The sequence below is a fragment of the Streptomyces sp. NPDC085944 genome, assembly GCF_040686295.1.
Classification (GTDB): domain Bacteria; phylum Actinomycetota; class Actinomycetes; order Streptomycetales; family Streptomycetaceae; genus Streptomyces; species Streptomyces salinarius.
Genome location: NZ_JBFBJX010000022.1, coordinates 86916 through 108600, shown reverse-complemented (window position 1 = coordinate 108600; position 21685 = coordinate 86916). Strand labels below are relative to the sequence as shown.

The 21685-nt window shown below is 69.9% G+C and carries 25 protein-coding genes; 23 read left to right on the top strand and 2 right to left on the bottom strand.

Annotated features, from left to right (window positions below; all coding sequences use genetic code 11):
• Positions 1-110: 110 nt before the first annotated feature.
• The 17 genes from AB0P07_RS32455 to AB0P07_RS32375 all read left to right on the top strand — a co-directional run bounded on the left by AB0P07_RS32455 (position 111) and on the right by AB0P07_RS32375 (position 12054).
• Complete coding sequence (locus AB0P07_RS32455) at positions 111-809, top strand: DUF3631 domain-containing protein (RefSeq protein ID WP_365556874.1); 699 nt, start codon at positions 111-113, stop codon at positions 807-809.
• A 29-nt stretch (positions 810-838) separates the two neighbouring features.
• On the top strand, positions 839-1300 hold the full coding sequence (locus tag AB0P07_RS32450; RefSeq protein ID WP_365556871.1) for a GNAT family N-acetyltransferase: 462 nt from the start codon (positions 839-841) through the stop codon (positions 1298-1300).
• Complete coding sequence (locus tag AB0P07_RS32445) at positions 1297-1977, top strand: hypothetical protein (protein WP_365556868.1); 681 nt, start codon at positions 1297-1299, stop codon at positions 1975-1977. Before AB0P07_RS32450 ends, AB0P07_RS32445 begins: the two co-directional genes overlap by 4 nt.
• A gap of 55 nt (positions 1978-2032) precedes the next feature.
• Positions 2033-2752, top strand: coding sequence for a hypothetical protein (locus tag AB0P07_RS32440; RefSeq protein WP_365556865.1), 720 nt, complete (start codon positions 2033-2035; stop codon positions 2750-2752).
• Between the two features lie 332 nt (positions 2753-3084).
• Positions 3085-3282: an SH3 domain-containing protein gene (locus AB0P07_RS32435; protein WP_365556863.1), complete on the top strand. Its 198-nt coding sequence runs from the start codon at positions 3085-3087 to the stop codon at positions 3280-3282.
• Positions 3283-3368: 86 nt separating this feature from the next.
• Entirely contained in the window at positions 3369-3827 is a 459-nt protein-coding gene (locus tag AB0P07_RS32430) for a hypothetical protein (protein WP_150167974.1), read from the top strand.
• Entirely contained in the window at positions 3824-4264 is a 441-nt protein-coding gene (locus AB0P07_RS32425) for a hypothetical protein (protein WP_365556860.1), read from the top strand. The genes AB0P07_RS32430 and AB0P07_RS32425 overlap by 4 nt, the downstream gene beginning before the upstream one ends.
• 11 nt (positions 4265-4275) lie before the next feature.
• Positions 4276-4698, top strand: a complete 423-nt coding sequence (locus tag AB0P07_RS32420; RefSeq protein ID WP_365556857.1) for a hypothetical protein — start codon at positions 4276-4278, stop codon at positions 4696-4698.
• Between the two features lie 30 nt (positions 4699-4728).
• A complete protein-coding gene (locus AB0P07_RS32415) occupies positions 4729-5622 on the top strand; it encodes a winged helix-turn-helix transcriptional regulator (RefSeq protein WP_365556854.1) in 894 nt (297 codons plus the stop codon).
• Positions 5619-6137, top strand: coding sequence for a hypothetical protein (locus AB0P07_RS32410; RefSeq protein ID WP_365556851.1), 519 nt, complete (start codon positions 5619-5621; stop codon positions 6135-6137). The genes AB0P07_RS32415 and AB0P07_RS32410 overlap by 4 nt, the downstream gene beginning before the upstream one ends.
• Complete coding sequence (locus AB0P07_RS32405; RefSeq protein ID WP_365556848.1) at positions 6134-7375, top strand: MFS transporter; 1242 nt, start codon at positions 6134-6136, stop codon at positions 7373-7375. The genes AB0P07_RS32410 and AB0P07_RS32405 overlap by 4 nt, the downstream gene beginning before the upstream one ends.
• Positions 7376-7418: 43 nt before the next feature.
• Positions 7419-7757, top strand: a complete 339-nt coding sequence (locus tag AB0P07_RS32400; protein ID WP_365556845.1) for a hypothetical protein — start codon at positions 7419-7421, stop codon at positions 7755-7757.
• A gap of 95 nt (positions 7758-7852) precedes the next feature.
• Positions 7853-9094 carry an ATP-grasp domain-containing protein gene (locus AB0P07_RS32395; RefSeq protein ID WP_365556891.1) on the top strand — a complete coding sequence of 414 codons (1242 nt, stop codon included), beginning with the start codon at positions 7853-7855 and terminating at the stop codon, positions 9092-9094.
• Positions 9091-9963: a DUF317 domain-containing protein gene (locus tag AB0P07_RS32390; RefSeq protein WP_365556842.1), complete on the top strand. Its 873-nt coding sequence runs from the start codon at positions 9091-9093 to the stop codon at positions 9961-9963. The genes AB0P07_RS32395 and AB0P07_RS32390 overlap by 4 nt, the downstream gene beginning before the upstream one ends.
• A 30-nt stretch (positions 9964-9993) precedes the next feature.
• Positions 9994-10464, top strand: a complete 471-nt coding sequence (locus AB0P07_RS32385; RefSeq protein ID WP_365556840.1) for a hypothetical protein — start codon at positions 9994-9996, stop codon at positions 10462-10464.
• Positions 10465-10491: 27 nt separating this feature from the next.
• Positions 10492-10983, top strand: coding sequence for a hypothetical protein (locus tag AB0P07_RS32380; RefSeq protein ID WP_365556837.1), 492 nt, complete (start codon positions 10492-10494; stop codon positions 10981-10983).
• 60 nt (positions 10984-11043) lie between these two features.
• Positions 11044-12054: a SpaA isopeptide-forming pilin-related protein gene (locus tag AB0P07_RS32375; protein WP_365556835.1), complete on the top strand. Its 1011-nt coding sequence runs from the start codon at positions 11044-11046 to the stop codon at positions 12052-12054.
• A 140-nt stretch (positions 12055-12194) separates the two neighbouring features.
• Here AB0P07_RS32375 and AB0P07_RS32370 read toward each other — a convergent pair whose 3' ends face one another.
• Complete coding sequence (locus AB0P07_RS32370) at positions 12195-12341, bottom strand: hypothetical protein (protein ID WP_365556832.1); 147 nt, start codon at positions 12339-12341, stop codon at positions 12195-12197.
• A 544-nt stretch (positions 12342-12885) separates the two neighbouring features.
• Between AB0P07_RS32370 and AB0P07_RS32365 the strand changes: the two genes are divergently transcribed.
• Genes AB0P07_RS32365 through AB0P07_RS32350 form a run of 4 tightly spaced genes read left to right on the top strand, consistent with a single transcriptional unit; the run spans position 12886 to position 18711 of the window.
• Entirely contained in the window at positions 12886-14436 is a 1551-nt protein-coding gene (locus AB0P07_RS32365; RefSeq protein ID WP_365556830.1) for an integrase, read from the top strand.
• The gene (locus AB0P07_RS32360; RefSeq protein WP_365556828.1) at positions 14433-16166 is read left to right on the top strand and encodes a hypothetical protein; all 1734 of its coding nucleotides are present in this window, start codon (positions 14433-14435) and stop codon (positions 16164-16166) included. Before AB0P07_RS32365 ends, AB0P07_RS32360 begins: the two co-directional genes overlap by 4 nt.
• The gene (locus AB0P07_RS32355; protein WP_365556825.1) at positions 16163-18307 is read left to right on the top strand and encodes an integrase; all 2145 of its coding nucleotides are present in this window, start codon (positions 16163-16165) and stop codon (positions 18305-18307) included. The genes AB0P07_RS32360 and AB0P07_RS32355 overlap by 4 nt, the downstream gene beginning before the upstream one ends.
• Complete coding sequence (locus tag AB0P07_RS32350) at positions 18304-18711, top strand: hypothetical protein (protein WP_365556823.1); 408 nt, start codon at positions 18304-18306, stop codon at positions 18709-18711. Before AB0P07_RS32355 ends, AB0P07_RS32350 begins: the two co-directional genes overlap by 4 nt.
• Before the next feature lie 50 nt (positions 18712-18761).
• On the opposite strand, the gene AB0P07_RS32345 is transcribed toward AB0P07_RS32350, so the two are convergent.
• A complete protein-coding gene (locus tag AB0P07_RS32345; protein ID WP_365556820.1) occupies positions 18762-19145 on the bottom strand; it encodes a metalloregulator ArsR/SmtB family transcription factor in 384 nt (127 codons plus the stop codon).
• A gap of 95 nt (positions 19146-19240) precedes the next feature.
• On the opposite strand from AB0P07_RS32345, the gene AB0P07_RS32340 reads away from it, so the two are divergent.
• Positions 19241-21232, top strand: a complete 1992-nt coding sequence (locus tag AB0P07_RS32340) for a heavy metal translocating P-type ATPase (RefSeq protein ID WP_365556818.1) — start codon at positions 19241-19243, stop codon at positions 21230-21232.
• On the top strand, positions 21229-21636 hold the full coding sequence (locus AB0P07_RS32335; protein WP_365556815.1) for a (2Fe-2S) ferredoxin domain-containing protein: 408 nt from the start codon (positions 21229-21231) through the stop codon (positions 21634-21636). Before AB0P07_RS32340 ends, AB0P07_RS32335 begins: the two co-directional genes overlap by 4 nt.
• Positions 21637-21685: the final 49 nt, after the last annotated feature.

The following is a 21685-nucleotide window of genomic DNA, read 5'->3' as shown; positions in this document are numbered from 1 at the left end:
CCAGCAGACGAGCCGCTACGGACTGGCGGATTCCGCCCCACACCCACACCATCAGGCGACGACAGAACCCGTCAAAGCCTCACGAACCGCCCTCTGAAGGGCCCCGCCCGTTGACGTTCCCCACCCTGATCGACCAGGTCGCCGCCGCCGTACTGGCGCCGGCCCAGGTCACCGAGAACCCGCACCACCGCGCCATCCTCGACGCCTTCACCGAGGTCCAGGAACTCGACCGGCAGCTCGTCGAGTTCACTGACGCCGAGCTTCCCGGTGTCTCTCCGACCGAGCAGCTGACCACCCTCACCGACCTGCTGGTCGAACGGATGGCAGCCGGTGCCGAGCTGAGTGCGCTGCTGTCGACGGCGTGCTGCTGCGCCGCCTCCTACGAGGCCGTCCCCGAGGACGCGTACGAACCATGGGATGACGAGGCACCCGACTTCGACCCTGACTTCGAAGGCATCGACGGATTCGACGAGCCGGACGACCTCGACGATCTCCACGAGGACACCTGCGAGGAGTTCCTGTCCTGCCCCAGCAGCCCGCAGACGATCGTCCACGCGTGCCTGACCGTCTTCGAAGACGAGGGCGCCCCGGAGTACGTGAGCACTGCGGAGCTGGTCAAGCGCCTGCGTGATCTGCCCGGACAGGCCGATGGGCGCTGGCGCTACGCCGACCTCACCCCGCTACGGCTGGGCCTGCTCCTGCGCGGCTACGGCGTGCAGTCCCGCAAGCCGCGTGCCGGCGACGGCAGCCGCTACCGGGCCTACCGGCGCTCCGACCTGCTGGCCGCCCGGCCCTCCTGCTCCTGCTGAGACACCCGGCCCTCGCGCAGAGCCGACAGGTGACGGAGGCGGACTGGGACGTGGTCGCCAGCTTCCACGCGCAGTGCTCCGAGCAGAACCTGCTGCGCCGCTGGGGCCGCACCCGCATCACCCCGCGCGACCTGTCCCAGCTGCTCGGCCACACGCAGTGCTGGGTCGGGCTCGGCGCGGACGAGCGGCCATTGGCCCTGGTCTGCGTCGGTCCGGTCAGCCGGGAGCCGGGCGTCTTCGATCTGGGACTGCAGGTCGTCGACCACCGTCACCGTCAGGGCATCGGCACCGCGGTGGCCCGGCAGGCCGCGCTCTCGGCTCGTACGCGAGGTGGCCACACCCTGGCCGCCTTCGTGCACGCCTCCAACGCGCCCATGCTCCGACTGCTCGGCCGGCTCGGGCCGACCCGGCACAGCCGGGACGGCCCGTACGTCGAAGTCCGCGTCGCCCTGGACGCGCTCGCACCGGGCCCAGAGACTTCACCGCCATGACCTCACCCCCGTCCGACCAGCACACACCCACCGCCCTCGACCAGCGCATCGAGACCGCCGTGGGGTACGGCGTCCAAGAGCTGCACCGGCACCGCGACGGCGGACTCCTCGACACGGCACACGCCGCCTTGGCCATGGCCCACCGCGACCTGGTGGCCGCCGAGCGGGACGTCGCTTTCCATCGCGTCCGCCTTGCTCGTCTGGCCTCCAGCGATCTGTCGGTGGACCAGGCGTTGTTCGCCAGAATCCAGCGCACCCTCGATCAGCTGGCGACGGCCGCCGCCATCCGTGACGCGAAGCAGACCGCAGCAACTGCTGCGCTAGAGCCCATCGAGGCCGTCGCTTCTCGGCAGGCGCCACCACAGGTCCCGACGAAGGACATCGCGGCCCTGCTCGCCATCGCCCAGGGCGCCAAGCTGCATGAACACCTGATCACCCACCGCCTCGCGGTGGCGACTCCGGCGCGCACCCGCATCTCCTACGCCCAACTGCAGCACCTGGAGGCGCTGGGCCTGGTGGCACGCGACACCTCGCACCCGGTGCAGGCCGGGCAGCCCGTCACCCTCACCGACGCCGGCCGCAGCGTGCTGACCGCACCGCGGCGTTCCAGCCCACCCGGCACCACGCCCGCGCGACTGCCGCCGACCGTCTCCTCCGCCTCCGCTCCCCACCGCTGAACGGCGTCTCCGCGCCGCGCGCACGGAACCCAAGGCGCCACGACCGAAAGCACCGATGTCCAGCTATCAACCCGACTTCCGCCTCGACGGATACGAGGCCGTCAACGACCATGTCGCCGATCAGTTCTGGGGGCATATCGGCAAGGAGCAGGACATGATGACCGTCCTCGCCGAGCATCACAGCGACGATGCCGAGCACAGTTTCTACGTGATGCACAACGGTGCCGTCACGTGGGGAATCCCCGGGGAGCCGCAGCTCGTCGCCCTGCACCTCAAACGCGACCCGGCCGCGCGCAGCTACCAGTTCGACCACAAGATGCTGCCGCTGCCGTCCATGGCCCAGTCCTGGCTGATCGCCCGCGGCTGCCCCGAGGAGAAGATCCTTCTGCCCGAGGGTATGGGCACCGCCGCGGCGGACGAAGCCACCCGTGTTCTCGAACAGCGGCTGCGCAGCGACGGCGATCACTTCGCCTATGGCGTCAGCTACACCGATGACGCCGGCGACCCAGTGCAGACCACGGTGATGCTCCGCGCCATGGACGAGAAGGCGGCCATGCCCTATCGCGTGCTCCTCGAAGAGGCCGACACCACCACGTGGACGCACACCCTTCGCGAAGGCGGCTTCCAGACCTTCGAGGCCGCCACGCAGTGGTGGGAGGCGCACTGGAACGGCGATGAGCCGCCGCTGCCGACGGCCTCGCCGGCGACCCGGCACACCACCGCCGTCCCCGGCCTGCCGGCCCGCCCCGCCCCACAGCGCAGGCCCAGCCGCTGAACTCCCGCTAACGCGGACGTATTTGCCTGGCAGGCTCCCGATGCAATTTCGGCTGCCGCGTGCGAGATGGCGCGGAATGTAGCAGGCAATCCCCGGTTACCGAAACCGGGGATTCTCCGGACTCTTGTTCTCAGCCCGCACGGCATCTGCCCGGGGCTGTTTCCGCATTCCCATTCCACGGCCCGGAGGTCATTTCCTCATGCGTGCACGCCGCATAGCGATGTCCGCCGCTGTAGGGGGTACTCGCTCTCGCCCTCCCGATCATCTCTGCTCCCGCCGCCAGCGCGGCCACCACCATCGCCAGCTGCCCGGCCCCCACGCTGCCGTACGCCGTGCACGCCAAGGCCGTGACGATCCGCGCCAAGGCGACTACGAAGTCCGCCGCTGTCGGTGTGCTCTACCGCAGCCACCAGTTCACCGTCCACAGGAGTAGCGGGAACTGGCGCCATATCGCTGACAAGACCACGGGAATCACGGGCTGGGTGTCCGGGACGTACGTCCACCGGGACGTCGCCACGAGCCTCGACTGACCCGCCCGAAAGCACTCTCGCATTCCGCGCCGGAGCTGCCGGTGCGGAAATCCCGCCCCAGACGCAAATGAAAGGAGACCCCTCCCATGCCCGACGCCAGCGACGACGTGATGGGCGTCATCACTGAGCGCATCGAGGAGCGATTCCAGATGCCCCTCGCCGATCTGCGCCGCGCCGTGACGGCGGCACCGGACGCCAACCCCGAGGCCACCGATGTCGTGCACTGGCACGGCCTGCTCGCCCAGACACAGCAGGCACTCGACACCGCGGAGGACGCGCTCGTCCAGGCTCTGGGAGCCCAGCCGCCCGAGGTACTCGACGACTCCGTCATGGAGTTGGCCCACCAGGTCAACGCGGCCGTCGCCTCTCGCGACGGACGGGCCATGGTCGTGAACTACCTCTTGGACCCCAACGCACCCGGTAAACGCGGACCCGGCGTGTGGCGCGGCACCTCGGCTGCCGCGCGTCGCGCACCGGCGCTCCCAACCGCCGCGCCCACGCTGCCCCGGACACCGGCCACTCCCGCACGCGGAGCCGTCCGGTGAGCGTCATCGACAGGTCCACCAGCCGCGATCGAGCACTGCAGAACGCGTTCGGCGCCGAAGTGGCTGAGCTGTACGCCCAGGCGGCCCGGGGCGAGGCCAGTGCCGCGCTCCAGCGGGCGCTGGAACTGCGCAGCTTCCTCGTCGTCGCCGAGGAGCAGGTGGCCCGCGTCCGGGACCGCATCCACACCGCGTCGGCCACCGACGGGAACGTGGACGACCTGTCCGCCGAGGGCCTGGGCTGGGACGCGGACTGGCTGGAGGCGGCTCTGGCCGGCCGGGACGGCTACACCGCCGCACTCGACGAGCTGCTGCGCACCCTGCCGGCCCCGACTCAAGCACCAGCAGGACAGGTCCAGTTGAGCGCCAAGATCACCGCCACCGCTCCGCTGGCCCCGGCAGCATCCCGCGCCGCGGCAGTGCGGATGCGACGTCCCTGAAAGCGCGCCGATTGCCCCCACCCGATACCCCGTCCCACGCCGCTTCCCAGCTCGTCGCCCAGCGCATCGAGGCGCTGTACGCACAGCCGCTGGCCGAGCTCGAAGTCCTCGCCGATGCCACCCCCGAGGCCAGCCTGCTCGCGGCCCTGACCGGCAACCACAGCGATCTGGCCCTCGCCGAACGCAACATCGACTTCCAGCTAGAGCGGCTGCGTGAACTCACCGCTCCCGGACGGGAGATCGGCCGGTTCGACGCAGGCCACATCCTCGACTGCGCACGGCGTCTCGCCGAGTCCGTCGCCACCCGCGACGCCTACGCCAAGAGCACCAGCGCAGTCCTGGGCGGCCTGCGCCGAGTGACCGCCCCGGACACCCACGCGCCGGCCGCGCCCATGCCCGCCGCTCCGACGGCGACCCCCTCCCGCACCCGCTGACCCACCCGCACCGCTTGAGGAGCCCTTCTCTTGGCCACCACCGCGCCGCCCTCCGCCACACCGAACGACCTCTTGGGCGTCACCAAGACCCTGGACCTGCTCGCTCCGCGCTGGAGCGTGTGGGTGCTGATGACCATCTCCTCCCAGCCGCTGCGCTACGCCGAGTTCAAGCCGAGGCTGCCGTGGCTGGCAGACGGCCAGCTTCACCCCCGGCTGCGTCACCTCACCAACGCGGGCGTGGTCGAGCGCACGGAGTACGCCCCGCGCCACGTCACCTACGGCCTCACCAGCCGCGGCGTGGCCCTGCTGCCCGTCCTTGCTGTGATCGCTTCCTGGGGCGACAAGTACCTGGAGAAGGAGCTGGTGGCCGACAAGCGCACCGGCGAGTTGGAGCCCGAGCGGATCGCGCCGGCGCAGAACATCGACGACACCGTCGCTCTGCTCGCGCCGCGCCACGCGACCCCGATCCTGTTCTCGCTGCAGGCCAGGGGCACCGCGACTGCGAAGACCCTGGCGTCCGAAGCTATGCCCGGCTACGGGCTGACCGCCGTCTACAAGCCCCTGGAACGCCTCGTCGACGACGGCCTCGTGGTGGCCAGCGGGGCCGGTGGCTACCAGCTGACCGCCAGCGGCCAGGGACTCGTCCCCGTCTTCCAGGCGATCTCCGCATGGGCCACCGCCCCGTCCCCGGAGAGCGACGCGCGTCGGCTCCGGGGGCAGGGCGCCGCCCCGTCGCAGAACCGTTCCGGCCCGTGGGCGACCACCCCGACCCGTCTCCCGGCGCCGGCCGTTCCGGCTGCGCCAGTGGCCCGTCCCGCCCTGGCCGCCACGGCCCCCAACGGCCCGGCATGGCAGCCCGGCGATCTCTTCTCCCACCAGATACCCGCCCGCCCGATCTCCCCGGCAGGAGGCCCGCGCCGATGAACCGCTCCCGGCCCGAGAACCTCCTGCACGAACGCCGCGCGATCCGCACCCTGACCCTGCCGAGTCTGATCCGCCTGATCACCGAGATCGACGACAACGGCCCCATCAGCCACCAGAAAGGCAGCCTTCAGGGCGCCTTCGGTGACCTCACCCCGGGACAGCTGCGCCATGCCATCGACATCGCCCGCGACCTCGGCCTAGTCCACGCCGACGAACAGGCGCCGGATCGCTACCGGCTCTCCGCGAGCGGCGAGGACCTCGCCGAGGTGTACGACACCGTGGCCCGCTGGGCCCGCGCCCGCCACTTCCCCGACACCACCGTCGACTTCGTCACCCGTGTCCAGCACACCCTCAAGCTGACCAGCCGCAGCCCGCAGGCGGGCGTCTCGAGTCTTGAGCCGTCGGCTCCGCACCAGGTCGTCACCGAGTTTCTGCAGGCGCATCCCCGCGTCCGGAACCGTGCCGGCATCGGCTCCTCGCACGAGGAGGCGTTGGGAGCGGGGCGCGCTGCGTGAGATCCCGTGTCGGACCGCGGCATGCCCGCCGCCCGGTCCCCACTGTGCTGCGCGGCATCTACCTGCCGCGCAGCACGGACGCCGCCGCGTTCGCCATGACGACGTACGGCATACCGCTGCTGGTACTGGCCACCACCAACTCCGCCGCGCTGACCGGACTGGCCTTCGCGCTGGAGTGGGTCCCGCGCCTGGGGGCGTTCGCCTTCGCCGGGGCCCTGGTGGACCGCCACGGCACGACCACCGTGCTCCGCTTCGCCTCCGTGGCGCGGGCCCTGGTGGTCCTGGCCGCCGCACTCCTCCTGCCGATGCAGGAGACGGGACTCGGGGCGACGGTCACCGTTATGGCGCTGGCCGCGTCCACCGGGATCCTCACCGAGTGCGCGTACATCGCGGCCGAGACCGCGGGCGGCGTCGCCAGCCGCGAGGCCGGCGACCGCGCGCATCAGGTGCAGTCGGTGCTGCTCGGCATCGACCAGGTCGCCACCCTGTCCGGCCCGGCGCTGGCCGGCCTGCTGCTCCAGTGGGCCGGTGCGAGCGGGATGCTGACGGTGATCGCCGTCTTCTCCCTGCTCACCAGCCTCCTCGCACCACGTCAGCACCGCCGGGAGAAGGCCGCCGCGGTGCAGCCCGTCTCCAAGGGGCTGCGCACCGGCTGGTCCACGCTGCGGGCATTGCCGGCGCTGGGCTGGCTGGTCGCCGGACTGACCGTGTCCAACCTCGCCGTCGGTCTGCTGCAGGCCGCCGCCCCGGTGATCATCGTCAAGGAATTCGGCCACTCCACCGCTGACGTCGGATTCGTCTGGTCCATCGCCGCCGTCGCCTCACTCGGCGCCGTCGTCCTGTGCCGCCGGGCGATCGACCGCTTCGGGCTGTGGCCGGTCGGTGCCGTATCCGCCACCATCGCCGCCACCGGGTGCCTGGCCGTCTCCTTCGCCAGCACCTACCACGCCTATCTCGCCCTGATCGCCGTCCTCATGGCCGGCGAAGGCGGCATGACCGTCGTGCTGCGCACCCTGCGTTCCCACCTCATCCCCGCGGAGGTGTTCGGCGCCACCCTCTCCCTCACGATCTTGGTGCTGTTGCTGCCCTTCCCGCTCGCTGGCGTCCTCGTCGCCGTCGTAGCGCCCGCCCAGCTCGGCCACGTCATCACGCTCTGCGCCGTACTTCAGGCCGCCGGCCTGTTCACCGCCTTCGCCCGGCTGCGTGCGACCTCCGCCCTGCGTACCACCTTCGCCTGACACGACCCTCCTTTTCACTCCGCTCACTCCAGGAGAACGTCCCATGCGCACGTCGCACGCCCCGGCCGACCAGCTGGTCCTGCCGATATCCCGGCCGTCGTTTCGCGCAGGATCGCGGCCCACGCTGATGGACCGGTTCCTCGCGTTCGACGCCGAGCACCCGTACATCTACCGGGCGCTGGAGCGTCTGGCCGCCGACCGGATCGCCGCCGGAGCGACCCGGGTCGGGCTGAAGGCGCTGTTTGAGGACCTGCGCTGGCAGATGCCTGCGGGTGTGCGCGGCCTGAACAACAACTTCACCGCCCTGTACGCCCGGAAGCTGATTGCGGACCACCCCCACTGGGCCTCCGCCTTCGAGCTGCGGCGCCGCCGCACCCCCTGATTCCCGCCCGCATGCCGCCAACCTCGCCTGTCCTGCCCTTGTTTGGAGCCTTGTTGTCCCCTCGCCCCGTCGTCCTGGTCGTGGCAGCCGCCGATATGGACGCACACGCGTATCGGGCCTATTGCCTCGAAAGCGTCCGCACCCACTACGACGTCGTGCTGATCTCCGGAGCCGAACCGACCTGGGAGAAGGAGTTCCTCCTCGACCACGCGGTCGCCGACCCCACCGACCAGGCCGCACTGAATGCGGCCGGGCGCAACCTCGCCGAGCGCTACGATCTCGCCGGCGTGATGACGTGGACCGAGTGGTACCTCGTGCCCGTCGCCCGTCTCGCCCGCCAGCTCGGCCTGAACACCACGACCCCGGAAGCCCTCCAGGGCTGCCGCAACAAGCACATTTCCCGCAGCCTGTTTGCCCGCCACGGGGTGCCCTCCGCCGTATCCGTGGGCGTGCGCACTGAGCAGGAGGCCGCCGACGCAGCCGCCCTGATCGGCTATCCCGTCGTCCTCAAGCCCGCCGCGCACGCCGCGAGCATGGGCGTCATCCGCGTCGACACCGCCCATGAACTGCCCGCCGCGTACGCCTTCGCCGCGCAGACCGCCGGCCACGGAGTCGAGAGCACCCAGGTCCTGGTCGAGGAGTACCTCGACGGGGAGGAGGTGAGCGTCGAGTGCGTCACCTATCAGGGGCTAACGACCGTGGTCGCCGTCACCCGCAAGACCGTCGGGATGCCGCCCTTCTTCGAGGAGCTGGCCCACGTGGTCGACGCGGACGACCCGCTGTTCCCCGTTGTGGCGCCGGTCGCCGTCGCGGCCCTCGACGCCGTCGGCGTCACCGACGGCGTCAGCCACGTCGAGATCCGCATCGTCGACGGCCGCCCCCGACTGATCGAGGTCAACGCGCGCCTCGCCGGTGACATGATCGGCCACCTCGTCCACCTGGCCACCGGCGTCGACCTGGCCCGCGCCGCCGCCGATATCGCCTGTGGCGTACGGCCCCACCTCACCCCAACACGCAGTCAGGCAGCGGCGATCCGGCTGATCTACCCCGCCTACTCCGGCACCCTCACCGAGCGCAGCATGGACGCCGAGCTGTCCGAGTGCAGCGACTGGCTCGAGCGCGTCACCTTCACCCGCGACGTCGGCGAGACGCTCGTGCTGCCGCCGCACGGCGACATGTTCAGCGCCCGCATCGGCTACCTGATCACCACTGGGCCCAGCGCCAAGGTCGCCCGCGCCCGCTCCAGCGAGGCGTACCGGCACCTGTCCGCCCAGGTCACCCCCCGCCTAGACCTGCCGCGTGCAGCCGCCCCGACTCCTACTCGGATGGCCCCTTGAACGATCCCGCTTCCGATGTTGACGGCGACGTCTACGTCTTCCCCCGCTACCTCGCCGGCAGTACCTACACCGGCGACCCGGCCCTTGAACCTCTGCTCGCGCTCGGCTGGGAACTCACCCACGATGACCTCGGCAACGTCTATGTCACCGCCTCCGACCGCAAGATCCGCCTCGGCTACCTGCCCGAAGGCGACGACGACGGGCTGTGGCGCATCAACGCCTACGAGGACCGCTTCGGCCCGCCCGCCTGGGGCGTCAGCTTCAACGATCAGTGCCCCACCGAATTCGTCACCGCCTTCACCACCGCTCTGGCGTCGGCGTATCAAGAAGGGCCCGAGCGCTACCTCGCCCGCCCCGATCCTGCCGATCCCGAGCTTGACGCCTTCCAGGCGATCGTCCCCCTGATCAACAGGGGCTGGAAGATGCCATGCCCGCGGCGGGGCGTCATGGAACTGCAGACCCCGGACGGCATGGCCGGACTCGAATTCGCCACCGGCCGCCTCGATCCGGAGCGGGAACTCACCACCCTTGAGGCCCGCTGGTACATGCGGGGCGGCCCGAAGTCGTCCGGCTGGTACGCCACCGCCTCCACGAACACCCCGACCGTGTTGCTGACGGCCATCACCGAGAGCCTGTCCGACCCAGCGCCACTGCCGCGCTGGAAGGACCAGATGCTGCGCGGCCTACGCGAGCGTGCCCAGCTCATACCCGTCACGCCACCGCCGCCTCCGGTTCCCACGCCCCTCGACGTCCGACGTGCCGCACCCCGCAGGGCTCCCGCACTGACCACGCGGAGCGTTCCGCGCTGGAGCACCACGACCACCCCGTCGGCGGCCCTGCCCGCCCGTAGCTCCGGCCCCCGCCGCTGACCTCCCGCACCCCTGTCCCAGAAGGATCACGTGGCCCTGCACGCACAGCAGTTCTTCGACGATGTCCTCGAACTGCCCTTCCACCAGTACGCCGTCATCGGCAACGCCTTGTACGCGGCCCCGCAGCCGAACGCGCCGATACGGCTCCGGATCGACTTCGCTCCGACCATCCGCCGCGACGAGTACGACGGACTACGCCTGCGCGTCATCCACCCCGACCACGGTGTTCTCGACACCGCCATCCTCCGCTTCGCCGACCACGGCACCTTCGAGCGCCGCGATGCTGCCCGGGACCTGTCGGCCGGCCGAGACGGCTACGCCGTCATCCGCGACTGGCACAGCAGCGGGCCCGCGTGGCACGGCGCGGACGGCACAGGGCTGCGCACCGCGATCGAGCAGTACGCCCACCTGTGGTTCTCGCCGCAAGCAGCAGCGCAACCGGCCCTCCGGCCTGCCGCCCGGCCCACATCCATCGCCGGGGTGTCACCTCGCACCCGCTAACCATTCACCGCGCCAGAGGAGTTCTGGATGCCACCGCCTCGCTGGCTCCCGTCCCACCGACGACCACCGCCGCCGGTCACTCCGGTTCAGGCGCCGCCACGGCCGCCGGGACCGAACGGCTTCTGGCTCACCGATCCGGACTTCCGTGACCGGCTGCACAGGGCCACGCTGACCCTCCTCGACATCGTCGAGGACTGCTTGAACGACGAGGTCCCGCTCACCGAACTCCTCGACGGCGCCCGCGACCATGCCGAGCACCTGCTCGGCATCCCCAGTACCTACGGCATCCTCGCTGAAGCCGAGGCCGCCGCGCAGATCGTCCAAGCCGCCGGACTCGACGCAGGATCACCCTTCGGTCTCGCCGTCGCCCAGGGCCTGGCCGGCATCGAGCAGCTGCCCGTCGAGCAGCAACAGCAGCTCGTACGCGGCGCCGCACGACGCTACGCGATCACCGCACCGTCCCGCTCGACGAACCCGCCCGCAGCCCCCGCACGACCGGCGCCGCGCCGCTCCCGCTGAACCACCACCCACGTCATCCATCCGCACGCGCTCCGCGCGTTCTTCTCGGAGAGTCCCTTCTTGCGCATCCGCTCCGCTCGAACCCTTCCGGCCGCTGTCGCCGTCGCCGCCACGGTGACCGGCAGCCTGTCCTGGGCGCCGACCGCCTCGGCCCAGAGCACCGATCCCAGCCCCTCCGCCTCCACGTCCGCAGCCCCGCGCAACGCGGCCGAGACGGAGACCGGCGGCGTGGCCATCGTGAAGAAGGACCCCGGCGGGGACGTGCTCGCCGGAGCCTCCTTCGCCCTCTTCGACTCCGCCGGCAAGGAGACCGCCAGCGGCAAGACCGACACCCAGGGGCAGCTCGCCTTCCAGGACCTCGCGCCGGGCGTCTACCGCCTCAAGGAGGTCTCCAGCGGCAGCCCGCTGCACGACACGGTCGACGACCAGGACGTCATCGTCACCCCCGGCACGGACACACCGCTCACGATCATCGACCCGTTCAAGGACGCCTCGGTCCGCCTGAAGGCCAAGGACGACAAGACCGGCAAGCTGCTGCCCGGATCCACGGTCAACATCGGCAGCGGCACCAAGATCATCCTCACGCTGACCACGGGCCCCGACGGCACGGCCACCGGGAAGCTGCCCATCAACTCCCGCACCGGCACAGACTTCTGGGTCAAGCAGGTGAAGGCGCCTGAGGGCTACGACCTCTACAAGCCCTCGAAGACGTTCCAGGCCAAGCCGGGAGATCCGGTGACGGTGACCACGACCAACGCCAAGACCGCCACCACCCCGCCCCCCACGGAGAAGCCGACCGGAAAGCCCACCGACAAGCCGAGCCACAAGCCCACCCCGGACAAGCCCGGCAAGGACGAGGACACCCCGAAACCGTCCACCTCGGAGACGCCGGCCGCCGACGAGACCACGTCGAGCACCGCCGCTCCCGCCCCCGAGGGCGCGCTCGCGCACACCGGTGCTGACGCCACCCCGTGGCTGATCGGCGGCGCCGGCGTCCTGATCGCTGCCGGCGGAGGCGCCCTCTTCGCCGTCCGACGACGTCGCGCGGACGACCCGACCGACGAGAGCTAACTCCTCTTACAGCTCTGCCGAAGACCCCCGGAATCAGGTGATTCCGGGGGTCTTCGCGTGGGCCCAGGGAACGGACGGATCAGCAATGACCCAGCGGTTCACTAGGGCGCTCTGCCTCGACTCGGAAGTTGTCCGTGCAGCTAGCGCACCCGAAGGAGCGTTGCCAGGAGCCGTTCAGCACGCTCCCTGACCGGCGCCTCCGGGTGCATCAGGGCCACGGTGGTCAGCACCGTCAAGAGCGCCAGGAACGAGCTGGGGAAGGCCATGAACCACGCATCAGTCGTCATGCGCCAGAAGGTACCCGAACCGCCTCTGAACTGCGCTTTTCACTAATGTACCCAGGAAAGGGGGCGAAGCAAATCAATAGGGTCAAGATGTACGAACCGTGCTGGTCAGTCAAGTTGGCGACCGCCGCCGTGCGTCTGCTCCCGATGTGATCCTTGTGATGCAGGTCATAACTCGACTGATGACCAACCTGGTTGAGGGTTGCTGTTCTCGGTCGGGTGGCTGCCTGTCGTCGCTGGCTGTAGCGGCATCCGACAGGCAACGATCTAATGGGCGTTCACCGTCAGGAGTGGACCTGTCAGCTCGTTCGTGTCTGCCGGTGCCGAACATCAGCGCGACCGTGTGGGTGTGCGGCACACTGCGGCGAAGTTTGCTTCCCGGATCAAGGAGCTGTCTCCCGTGACCGAGTCGATTTCCGTCCCTGCTCTGTGGCAAGGGAGTTGCCAGTGTGGCGACCACACGTACGAGGCATCGGGGGTTCCCGACGATCCTCACTTGTGCTTCCCTGATGATTGAGTGAGTTCAAGGGACTCACAGGGGTGGCAGATGGACGAGTGGTGGCTGGTGTTTGTGCCGGATCCGGAGCGGTGGGGACCGCTGCCGGAGGAGGGGGTGCTGGGGGTCCGCGACCTGCCGGCGGCCTTGGAGGCGGTGGGGCTTCGGCCGGGCGATCCAGTATTTGTACGACCTGATTTCGTCGTGGACGCGGAATTGTTGCAGTTCGCCCTTTCACCGGATTTCCGCGACCTGGAGCGGGAGTCGCGTCGGAATTACGCGACAGACATCCGTTTGCTGCTGTCGTGGCTTTGGCGGCGGGGTGTTCCCTGGCGGGCTGCGACAATTGCCGACTTGCGGGCGTACAAGCAATTCCGCGTTGACTCTCCGTTGAACCCGCAGCGGATCGGCGGAACGAAGTGGAACCGGGAGGCAGCCGCGCTGACCCAGCTCTACAGATGGGCGAAGGTCAGCCCTCTCCCGGTAGATGTGGGTCGTCGCGCGGACCGATCGGCAAGTGCGCGGAGCTCTCGGGTGTCGTGGCTGACTCCGCGTACTTGGGGTCTGTGGCAAGACCTGGGCCTGCGCGGAGTTGGCCGAGATGGGGCGCCGTTGCCCGGCTGGGATGGGCGAACCGAACTGCGGAACACCGCGTTTGTGGGGCTGACGCTGAGCTCGGGCCTGCGGCGGCAGGAGGCCGGCGCGATGCTGACGTTCGAAGTGCCGACCCGGCGTCTTCGGTCTGGACGCTACTGCCATGGCCTGGTGGCGAGCGCCCTTTCGCGGTCGAAGCGTGACCGGACCTACTACGCGTCGATCGAGTCGGTGCGCCAGCTCGGTGCCTACAGCGAGTCCGAGCGGGCGTGGTCTATTCAGCGCGCCCAGCTGGAGGGCCGCTACGAGAAGCTGCGGCTGATGCGGCTGGTCACGGACGTGACGCTTGGCCCGGTTCCGGTCGTTCACTGGGTGGAGCGGGATGGGACGGCAGGCAGGCGGGAACTGAGTCTGCTGGACTGGCGCGAGAGGCAGTGGTTGTTCGTCGAGGGACCACACGGTCCGGAACCGGCGTGGTTGTGGCTGTCCGAGCAGGGCATGCCGATGCCGCCGGACCGGTGGAACACGGTGTTCTGGCAGGCCAACCAGCTTTGCGAGGAAGCTCTGTTGACGCCGGAGGAGCGGAAGGTCCCGCGGCCGCTGAGGTCGGCTGCCGTACGCGGGAAGGTCCCGTATGCGACACCGCATTCCGCGCGTCACTCCATGGCGCTCTACATGCTCGTCGTGCTGAACGAGCTCATGGACAAGAAGTACGGGCTGACCGCGGCGGACCGGCGCGACTTCGCTCAGCTCTACGGCGACCCGTGGTGGCTGGTGAAGACCCTGTTGGGACACCGGGACGTCGAGACGACGAAGGAGCACTACCTCAACCCGGTCATGCACCTGCAGCTGGAGTCGATCCTCGCCTTCGACACCGAGGACGAGCACGGCGAGACGGACGGGATGAAGGATCTGAACGGCCTGTTCACCCAGCTGGCCCGGGAAACGTCCGGGATCCAGGACATCGAGGTGCTGTTCGATGCCCTGCCCGTCGTGGAGGCATCGTGAGCGGGCGGGGCCGCAGGGCCGTCCTGCCGCCGGCGGACTTCCAGGCGACTCAGCGCATCGCCGCGGACGGACTGCAGGTCACCGTGGTGAACAAGGAGGGTTTCGAGCGGGTCTTCGACTTCGCCGCGATCACCGTGCCCCAGCCGATGCGCTGCTCTCTTGCGCGGGCGTTCGCCGAGCAGTCCATGGGGTGGAACAGCCACTCGAGCGGTGAGTCGTATTGGAGGTCCTTGGAGGTCTTCGCCCGGTTCCTCAAGGACCAGGGGCACCCGGCCGAGGACCTCGGCGACCTCACCTCGGCCACGCTCCGGCTCTGGCGCAACAACCACAAGGACACCCCCGGTGGGCGCGAGGCCCTGGCCAAGATACGTACGCTGCTGAAGCGCGAGCCGCAGCTGGCGCAGGGCCTGGCTGCCGAGGAACTGGCTCGCCCGGTTCCGAAGAAGGGCAAGCCGTCCAAGCAGTCCTACCGGCCGTCGGAGCGCGACCAGGTGCTGCTGGCCGCCGAACGGCAGTTCCGTACCGCGCTGCTGCGGGTCCGGGAGAACACCGAGCTGCTGGCCCGCTACCGGGCGGGTGCTCTTGCCCCGGAAAGCCGTGACTGGAGGGTCGGGGCGGCTCTCGAGCACATCGCCGCCACGGGCGAACTGCCCGGGTACCCGGACAAAGACGGGAAGGTCTACACCCGGGCCGAAGGGCTGCTGCGCGGAAAGAATCGCGGGAAGACTACGGGTCGGCTGTTCCTGAGCCGGGCGGAACTGACGGCCCTGGCCGTGATGATGACGGACCGCTACGGCTGGAATCTGTCGGTCTTCGACCGTCTGCACGTGCCCGTGACGACCCCGTCCGCGGGAGAGACCGCCACGGTCACCTACGAGGTCCTGGTGGAGAAGCGCCGCTCGGGCGAGGGGCGCTGGTTCGACACGGAGAACTACACCGACTCCGGCGCGGACTCGCCGGGCAGGCTCATCACCCAGGCCCTGGAAGCCACGCAGCACGGGCGAACCTTGGCCGCCGCGCTGTCACCGGGACACGACCTGCTGATGGTCGCCCGCAACCGGCGCCGTACTGACGTGGACTCCAATCTGGACCGGCCCCGGAACGTCGGCCCGCTGTGCTTCGGGGTGTCCAAGGCCGACGCGCGAGTATGGGCGAGCACTCACAAGATCGGCTCGCCCTTCCAACGCGCCCGCAGGACCACCGTCACGACGACGGGCAAGCCACTGCAGCACAAACGTGGCACCCACGAAAGCGTCTACGTCCTGCCCGATGAGAACGTCCAGCAAGCCGCCGTGCACGTGATCGCGGCCGGCGCCGAGGAGGCCCTCGAACAGGCCCGCGACTACACCTTCAAGGGGCGGCTCACGGACGCGGCCGACACGGCCCACCAGGAGACCGCAGCCGCGGACTGTGCGGACGAGGAGACCAGCCCCTGGCCGGACCCGAGCGGCGGCTGCGGCGCCGACTTCCTGCTCTGCCTGTCCTGCGAGAACTCCCGGGTCCACACCGGCCACCACCCGCGCCTCGCGCTCCTGCGCCGCCAGTTGATGTCGCTCCGCTCCGGCTGGCCGGAAAAACTCTGGCGCAAGCGATGGGACGAGCACCTCCAGCGACTCGATGACCTGCGGACAAAGGTCAACGAGCCCACCTGGGACGCTGCTCTGGCCCGGATCACCGACCGCGACCACATGATCGTCGACCATCTGCTCAAGGGAGACCTCGCCCCGTGACGACAGCTCTGACCCTCGAGGCCGATCCCTACATCGTTCCCCTGCCGGGGCCGAAGAGCCCGGTGGTTCTGGACCGGTGGATCAGCGCCGGCAACACCCACCCCAACTCCCGCTACAGCGACGACATCTGGTCGATGGGACCGCTGATCGACAACCCCGGGGACAGCATCCACAAGATCAATTTGAGAAGGTGCCCCGCCTCCCTGCGGAGCGAGTTCCGGCGTCTCATCTGGGTCCTGATCAACGGCGAGCTGCGCCCCACCTACGTGCAGGAACGGGGCTTTCAGAACCGGGCTCGCGACGGCGTGGTCAGCATGCGCGACAACATCCTGCAGTGGATGAAGTTCGCACGCTGGCTCGACCGGCACGGGGTGTCCCAGGTCAGTGACTGCACCGTGGAGCACTGGAAGGCGTACGCCGCCAAGATCGCCAGCAGCGGCTCCACGCGCGTTCATGCCCAGACGGTTCTTAACTGGCTGTCGGACCTGTGGGCCTTCGACCAGCTGTCGGCCAGCCCCTGCGGCGTTACGCCGCCGCCCTGGGAGAGCGAGGGCATCGACGACTACCTGCCGGCCGAGACGGGCGAGGCGGGCGGGGAGAACAAGACCGAGCCGCTGGATCCGACTGTGATCGGCCCCTTGCTGACCTGGTCGATCCGCATGGTCGAGGACTTCTCCGACGACATCCTGGCCGCCTGGGCCGAGCGCCAACGCATGCACGCCCGCGTGACGGCCACCCCGAGCACCCGAGGGGGTCTGGCGGCCGTCAAGAACTACCTGCAGCCGCTGGTCGATTCCGGGGCTCTCCTGCCCGCCACCGTGAGCCGAAAGCACGGCATCACCCTGGCCCATCACTACGTCGCGGCGGTCACGGGAGCCAGCTGGAACCAGGTCCACGACTTCTCTACTCGGCGCGGGCTCCGGGCGCTCGCCGCCCGGCGGCCCGGCCCCAGCCCGATGCAGGTGCCGGTGATGGGCCGGATCGAGGGGCGGCCCTGGCGCGAGTTCATGGACTACGAGGAGACGCCGATTCTGGTGCGTCACCTGGCCACGGCCGCCGCCATCGTGATCTTGTATTTGACCGGGATGCGCCCCCAGGAGGCGCGGACGCTGCGGTCCGGCTGCTGCCCGGAGCCGCAACCGAACCCCGACGGCTCCATACCCCGGCATCTGATCCGAGCCCACCACTACAAGAACGTCCGCGACTCGGACGGCCACCACATCTCCGCTGGTGAGGAGCGCACCGTCCCCTGGGTCGCGATCACCCCCGTCGTGAACGCCATCCGGGTTCTGGAGCGCATCGTCCCCAAGGACGAGCTGTTGTTCAGCTCCACCCACCACGACATCGTCGGCCAGCGCAAGCACCACGGTGCGCTGAAGCGGGGCACTCTGGACCGCCGCGTCGAGAATCTCGTGTCGTGGATCAACCAGGAGGCCACCGCCCAGGGCCTGGACGCCCAGATGGTGCCGGAGGACCCGCACGGCAACCTTGGGCTGAGTCGCCTGCGCAGAACTCTGGCTTGGCACATCGCCCGCCGCCCCGGCGGTCTGGTCGCCCTCGCTATCCAGTACGGACACATGCGCACCGCCCTGGACGCCCGCACCTCCACCGGCTATGGCAACCGCGGCCGCCGGGGGTTCCACGGGGAGCTCGACGTCGAGACCGCTCTCGCCGCTGCGCAGACCGCGGCACGGCTGCGCGACGCCACAGCCGCCGGGGAGAAGATCTCCGGTCCCGCCGCTCGACGGGCTCTCATCGGAGCAACCTCGATACCCGCCTTTGAAGGCTCCCTGACCACCCCGAAGGCCGCCGCCAAGTTCCTGGCGCGCGATGGCCTCGTGCTCTTCGACAACCCGGACTCGTTCCTCATCTGCGCCTTCAAGCGCGACACGGCCCTGTGCGATCCGGATCCCGGGGCGACGGCACCCAACCAGTTCGCCTGCCAGCTCGGCTGCGGCAACGCGATCCGCACCGACAGTCACGCGCAGGCGGCACGCGAGCACGCTGATCGGCTCGATGCGAAGGCAGACCTGATGCCCAAGCCCCTGGGCGACCGGCTTCGCCTGACCGCCGACCGCTTCCGCGCTCTCGCCGATGCCCACGACTCCGCCGCCCAGGCCGCCGAGGAGGCCATCGCATGAACCAGCAGCACGAGGGCGAACGCTCGCGCATCCGCGCGGCCATGGACCGCCTCCTGGCCGGCCAGCCCACCCGCTCCAACGGAAGCCTCACGGTGGTCGCGTTGGCCGCAGAGGCCGGTGTTCACCGCATGGCTCTGCAAAAGCGCCACGCCGACCTCAAGGAGGAGTTCTACGCGCGGGTGCGTACGGAAACGCACCAGACGCCGGAAGTCGAGAGGCGGCTGCGCAAAGAGGTTGTCCGCCTGAAGGAAGTTCTCAAGGAATCCCGGGCTGCCGAGGCCAACTCCCGGCATCGAGCGGAGCAGATGGCCCTCGCGGCAGCCGTCCTCATCCTCCGGCAACCCGACGGCCAGGACCAACCTGCCCCCGACAACGTCATCCCGCTCCGCCCGTCCGGCGATTAAAGAGAGCAGACCGTCACGGGGTAGCAAGGTAAGGCAAGAGCGAGTCCGCGCTACTTCGTCGCGGCTGATGGTTCCGCGCTCGGCGCGTCCCGTAGCCCCAGGCGGAGGTGCTCGACGTGGAAGAGTGCCTGGTCGAGGAGTTCGGCGACGTGGTGGTCGTAGAGGGCGTAGACGATGGAGCGGCCGTTGCGTTCGCCGGTGACCAGGCCGAGGTTGCGCAGCAGGCGCAGCTGGTGGGAGCAGGCGGAGGCTTCCATGTCGACGGCTTCGGCGAGGTCGCCGACCGCGCACGGCCCTTCTTGGAGGCGGGCGAGGATCCGTAGCCGCGAGGGCGTGGCCAGAGCCTGAAGGGTCGCGGCGACATCGGCAGTCCCGACGGCGTCAAGGCGCTCGCGGGTGGTTGCCGTGTTCTTGTCGTCCATTCCGTGACCCATAGGGCCCATCCTACCGACTACACCTGAAGACTTGTTCAGATGTTCCTGTACGGTGGATATGTTGCCGTCCTCCGCCCGTGAAGGGTTGTTTTGTCATGCCTTCCGCTCTCATCCAGCGTCCCGAACGGGTGATTCCCGCTGCTCCGTCGGTGGTGCCGCGCCGCCATACGCGCGTGTTCGCCCTGGCCGAGGCCCGCTGGGCCGCGGCCGCGCTGGTGCTGTTCCTCATCGCGCTGCCGCTCCAGCTGACCGGCGCGCCGGCCTGGGCGTGGGGTCCGCTGTACGCGGCCGCCTACGTCACCGGCGGGTGGGAACCGGCCTGGGCGGGGCTGATGGCGCTGCGGGAGAAGACGCTGGATGTGGACCTGCTGATGATCGTGGCCGCGATCGGTGCGGCGTCGATCGGGCAGGTGATGGATGGCGGGTTGCTGATCGTCATCTTCGCCACCTCCGGCGCGCTGGAGGCGCTGGCCACGGCCCGTACCCAGGACGCGGTCCGCGGCCTGCTCGATCTCGCCCCCACCACCGCCACCCGCTTGGCCGACGACGGGAGTGAGGATACGGTCGCCACCGAAGACCTCTCGGTCGGCAACATCATCCTCATCCGTCCCGGCGAGCGGGTCGGCGCGGACGGGCGGGTGCTGGAGGGGGCCAGTGAGGTCGACCAGGCCACCATCACCGGCGAGCCGCTGCCCGTTGCGAAGGAGGCGGGAGATGAGGTCTTCGCCGGCACTTTGAACGGCACCGGTGCCCTGAGGGTGAAGGTCGAGCGGGACGCCTGCGATTCCGTCATCGCCCGGATCGTCGCCATGGTCGAGGAAGCCTCCGAGACCAAGGCGACGACACAGTTGTTCATCGAGAAGGTCGAGCAGCGCTACAGCCTCGGCATGGTCTTCGCGACCCTCGCGGTCTTCCTGGTGCCGCTGGGCTTCGGCGGAGATCTCACCGGCTCGCTGCTGCGCGCCATGACCTTCATGATCGTCGCCTCGCCGTGCGCGGTGGTGCTGGCCACCATGCCGCCGCTGCTCTCCGCGATCGCGAACGCCGGACGCCATGGTGTCCTCGTCAAGTCGGCCGTGGTCATGGAGCGCCTCGGGCAGATCGACGCGGTCGCCCTGGACAAGACCGGCACCCTGACCGAGGGCACCCCCCGGGTCACCGACGTGCGCCCGCTGGCCGGCTCCGGCCTGGATGAGCACGCCCTGCTGGCGCTCGCGGCCGCGGCGGAGCACCCCAGCGAGCATCCGCTGGCCCGCGCCGTCGTCGAAGCCGCCCGCGCCCGCGGCCTGGTGATCCCGGCCGTGCGGGACTTCACCTCGACCCCCGGGACGGGCGTGACGGCCACCGTCGACGGCCACACGATCGCGGTTCGAGCCCCCGCCCGCCTCCTGAACCACGTGGACACGACCTCCGCCAAGGCGGCGGCGATCGCAGAAAGCATGGAGGGCGAGGGCCGCACAGCCGTTCTCGTCCAGCGCGACGGCATCCCCGCAGGTGTCCTGGGCATCGCCGACCGGCTGCGCCCCGACGCCGCCACAACCGTTGCCGCCCTGGCTGCGCTGACCGGCAGTGCCCCGATGCTGCTGACCGGCGACAACCCGCGCGCCGCCGCGCTGCTGGCCGACGAGGTCGGCATCAGCGATGTCCGCGCCGGACTGCTGCCCCAGGACAAGGTCACCGCCGTCCAGGAACAGGAGAAGGCCGGGCGCAGGGTGCTGGTGGTCGGCGACGGCGTCAACGACGCCCCCGCGCTGGCCGCTGCCCATACCGGCATCGCGATGGGGCGGGCCGGGTCCGACCTTGCCCTGGAGACGGCCGACGCGGTGATCGTCCGCGACGAACTCACCACCGTTCCCACCGTCGTGAGCCTGTCCAGGGCCGCCCGGCGCATGGTGGTGCAGAACCTGGTCATCGCCGCGGTGTTCATCTCGGCTCTGGTCATCTGGGACCTCGCCGGGCACCTGCCTCTGCCGATCGGTGTGCTAGGGCACGAGGGATCGACCGTGATCGTCGGCCTCAACGGGCTACGGCTGCTGCGGGACGCCGCCTGGAAGCGGGCCGCGGCGCCAAAGCGGGGCAACCGGTGAGCCGCCGCAGCAAGAAGGCCGTCCCCGCCCCGGGGGTGGCACGGCCCATGGTCACCGTCTGCCGTGGCTGCTGCTGCGGCACTGCCGTCAAGGTCCCGCGTCTGAACCACGAAGCGCAGCTCACCGATTTGCGTACCCTGCTGGCCGGGGTGGCGACGGTGCGGCGGACCGACTGCCTGGACGCCTGTGAACGCGCCAACGTCATCGTCATCCAGCCCTCCGCCGAAGGCCGCAAGGCCGGAGGGCGACCCGTCTGGCTCGGCCAGGTCAACGACTCAGGCGCCGCCGCCGACATCACCGCCTGGGTCAAGGACGGCGGCCCCGGCCTCGCCGAGCCACCCGACATCCTCGACCTCTACACCTTCACCCCTTCGCGCCGCGTCCGGCACGAACTCGAAGACTGACCACGCCGGGACCGCCGGCACATGCGGGGCCTTTGCCGAACGCGGGTCA

Coding starts and splice junctions, on each gene's coding strand:
- AB0P07_RS32445 (WP_365556868.1), top strand. CDS start 1,297: ATGACCTCACCCCCGTCCGACCAGCACACACCCACCGCCCTCGACCAG.
- AB0P07_RS32440 (WP_365556865.1), top strand. CDS start 2,033: ATGTCCAGCTATCAACCCGACTTCCGCCTCGACGGATACGAGGCCGTC.
- AB0P07_RS32430 (WP_150167974.1), top strand. CDS start 3,369: ATGCCCGACGCCAGCGACGACGTGATGGGCGTCATCACTGAGCGCATC.
- AB0P07_RS32410 (WP_365556851.1), top strand. CDS start 5,619: ATGAACCGCTCCCGGCCCGAGAACCTCCTGCACGAACGCCGCGCGATC.
- AB0P07_RS32400 (WP_365556845.1), top strand. CDS start 7,419: ATGCGCACGTCGCACGCCCCGGCCGACCAGCTGGTCCTGCCGATATCC.
- AB0P07_RS32395 (WP_365556891.1), top strand. CDS start 7,853: ATGGACGCACACGCGTATCGGGCCTATTGCCTCGAAAGCGTCCGCACC.
- AB0P07_RS32380 (WP_365556837.1), top strand. CDS start 10,492: ATGCCACCGCCTCGCTGGCTCCCGTCCCACCGACGACCACCGCCGCCG.
- AB0P07_RS32370 (WP_365556832.1), bottom strand. CDS start 12,341: ATGACGACTGATGCGTGGTTCATGGCCTTCCCCAGCTCGTTCCTGGCG.
- AB0P07_RS32365 (WP_365556830.1), top strand. CDS start 12,886: ATGGACGAGTGGTGGCTGGTGTTTGTGCCGGATCCGGAGCGGTGGGGA.
- AB0P07_RS32350 (WP_365556823.1), top strand. CDS start 18,304: ATGAACCAGCAGCACGAGGGCGAACGCTCGCGCATCCGCGCGGCCATG.
- AB0P07_RS32345 (WP_365556820.1), bottom strand. CDS start 19,145: ATGGGTCACGGAATGGACGACAAGAACACGGCAACCACCCGCGAGCGC.
- AB0P07_RS32340 (WP_365556818.1), top strand. CDS start 19,241: ATGCCTTCCGCTCTCATCCAGCGTCCCGAACGGGTGATTCCCGCTGCT.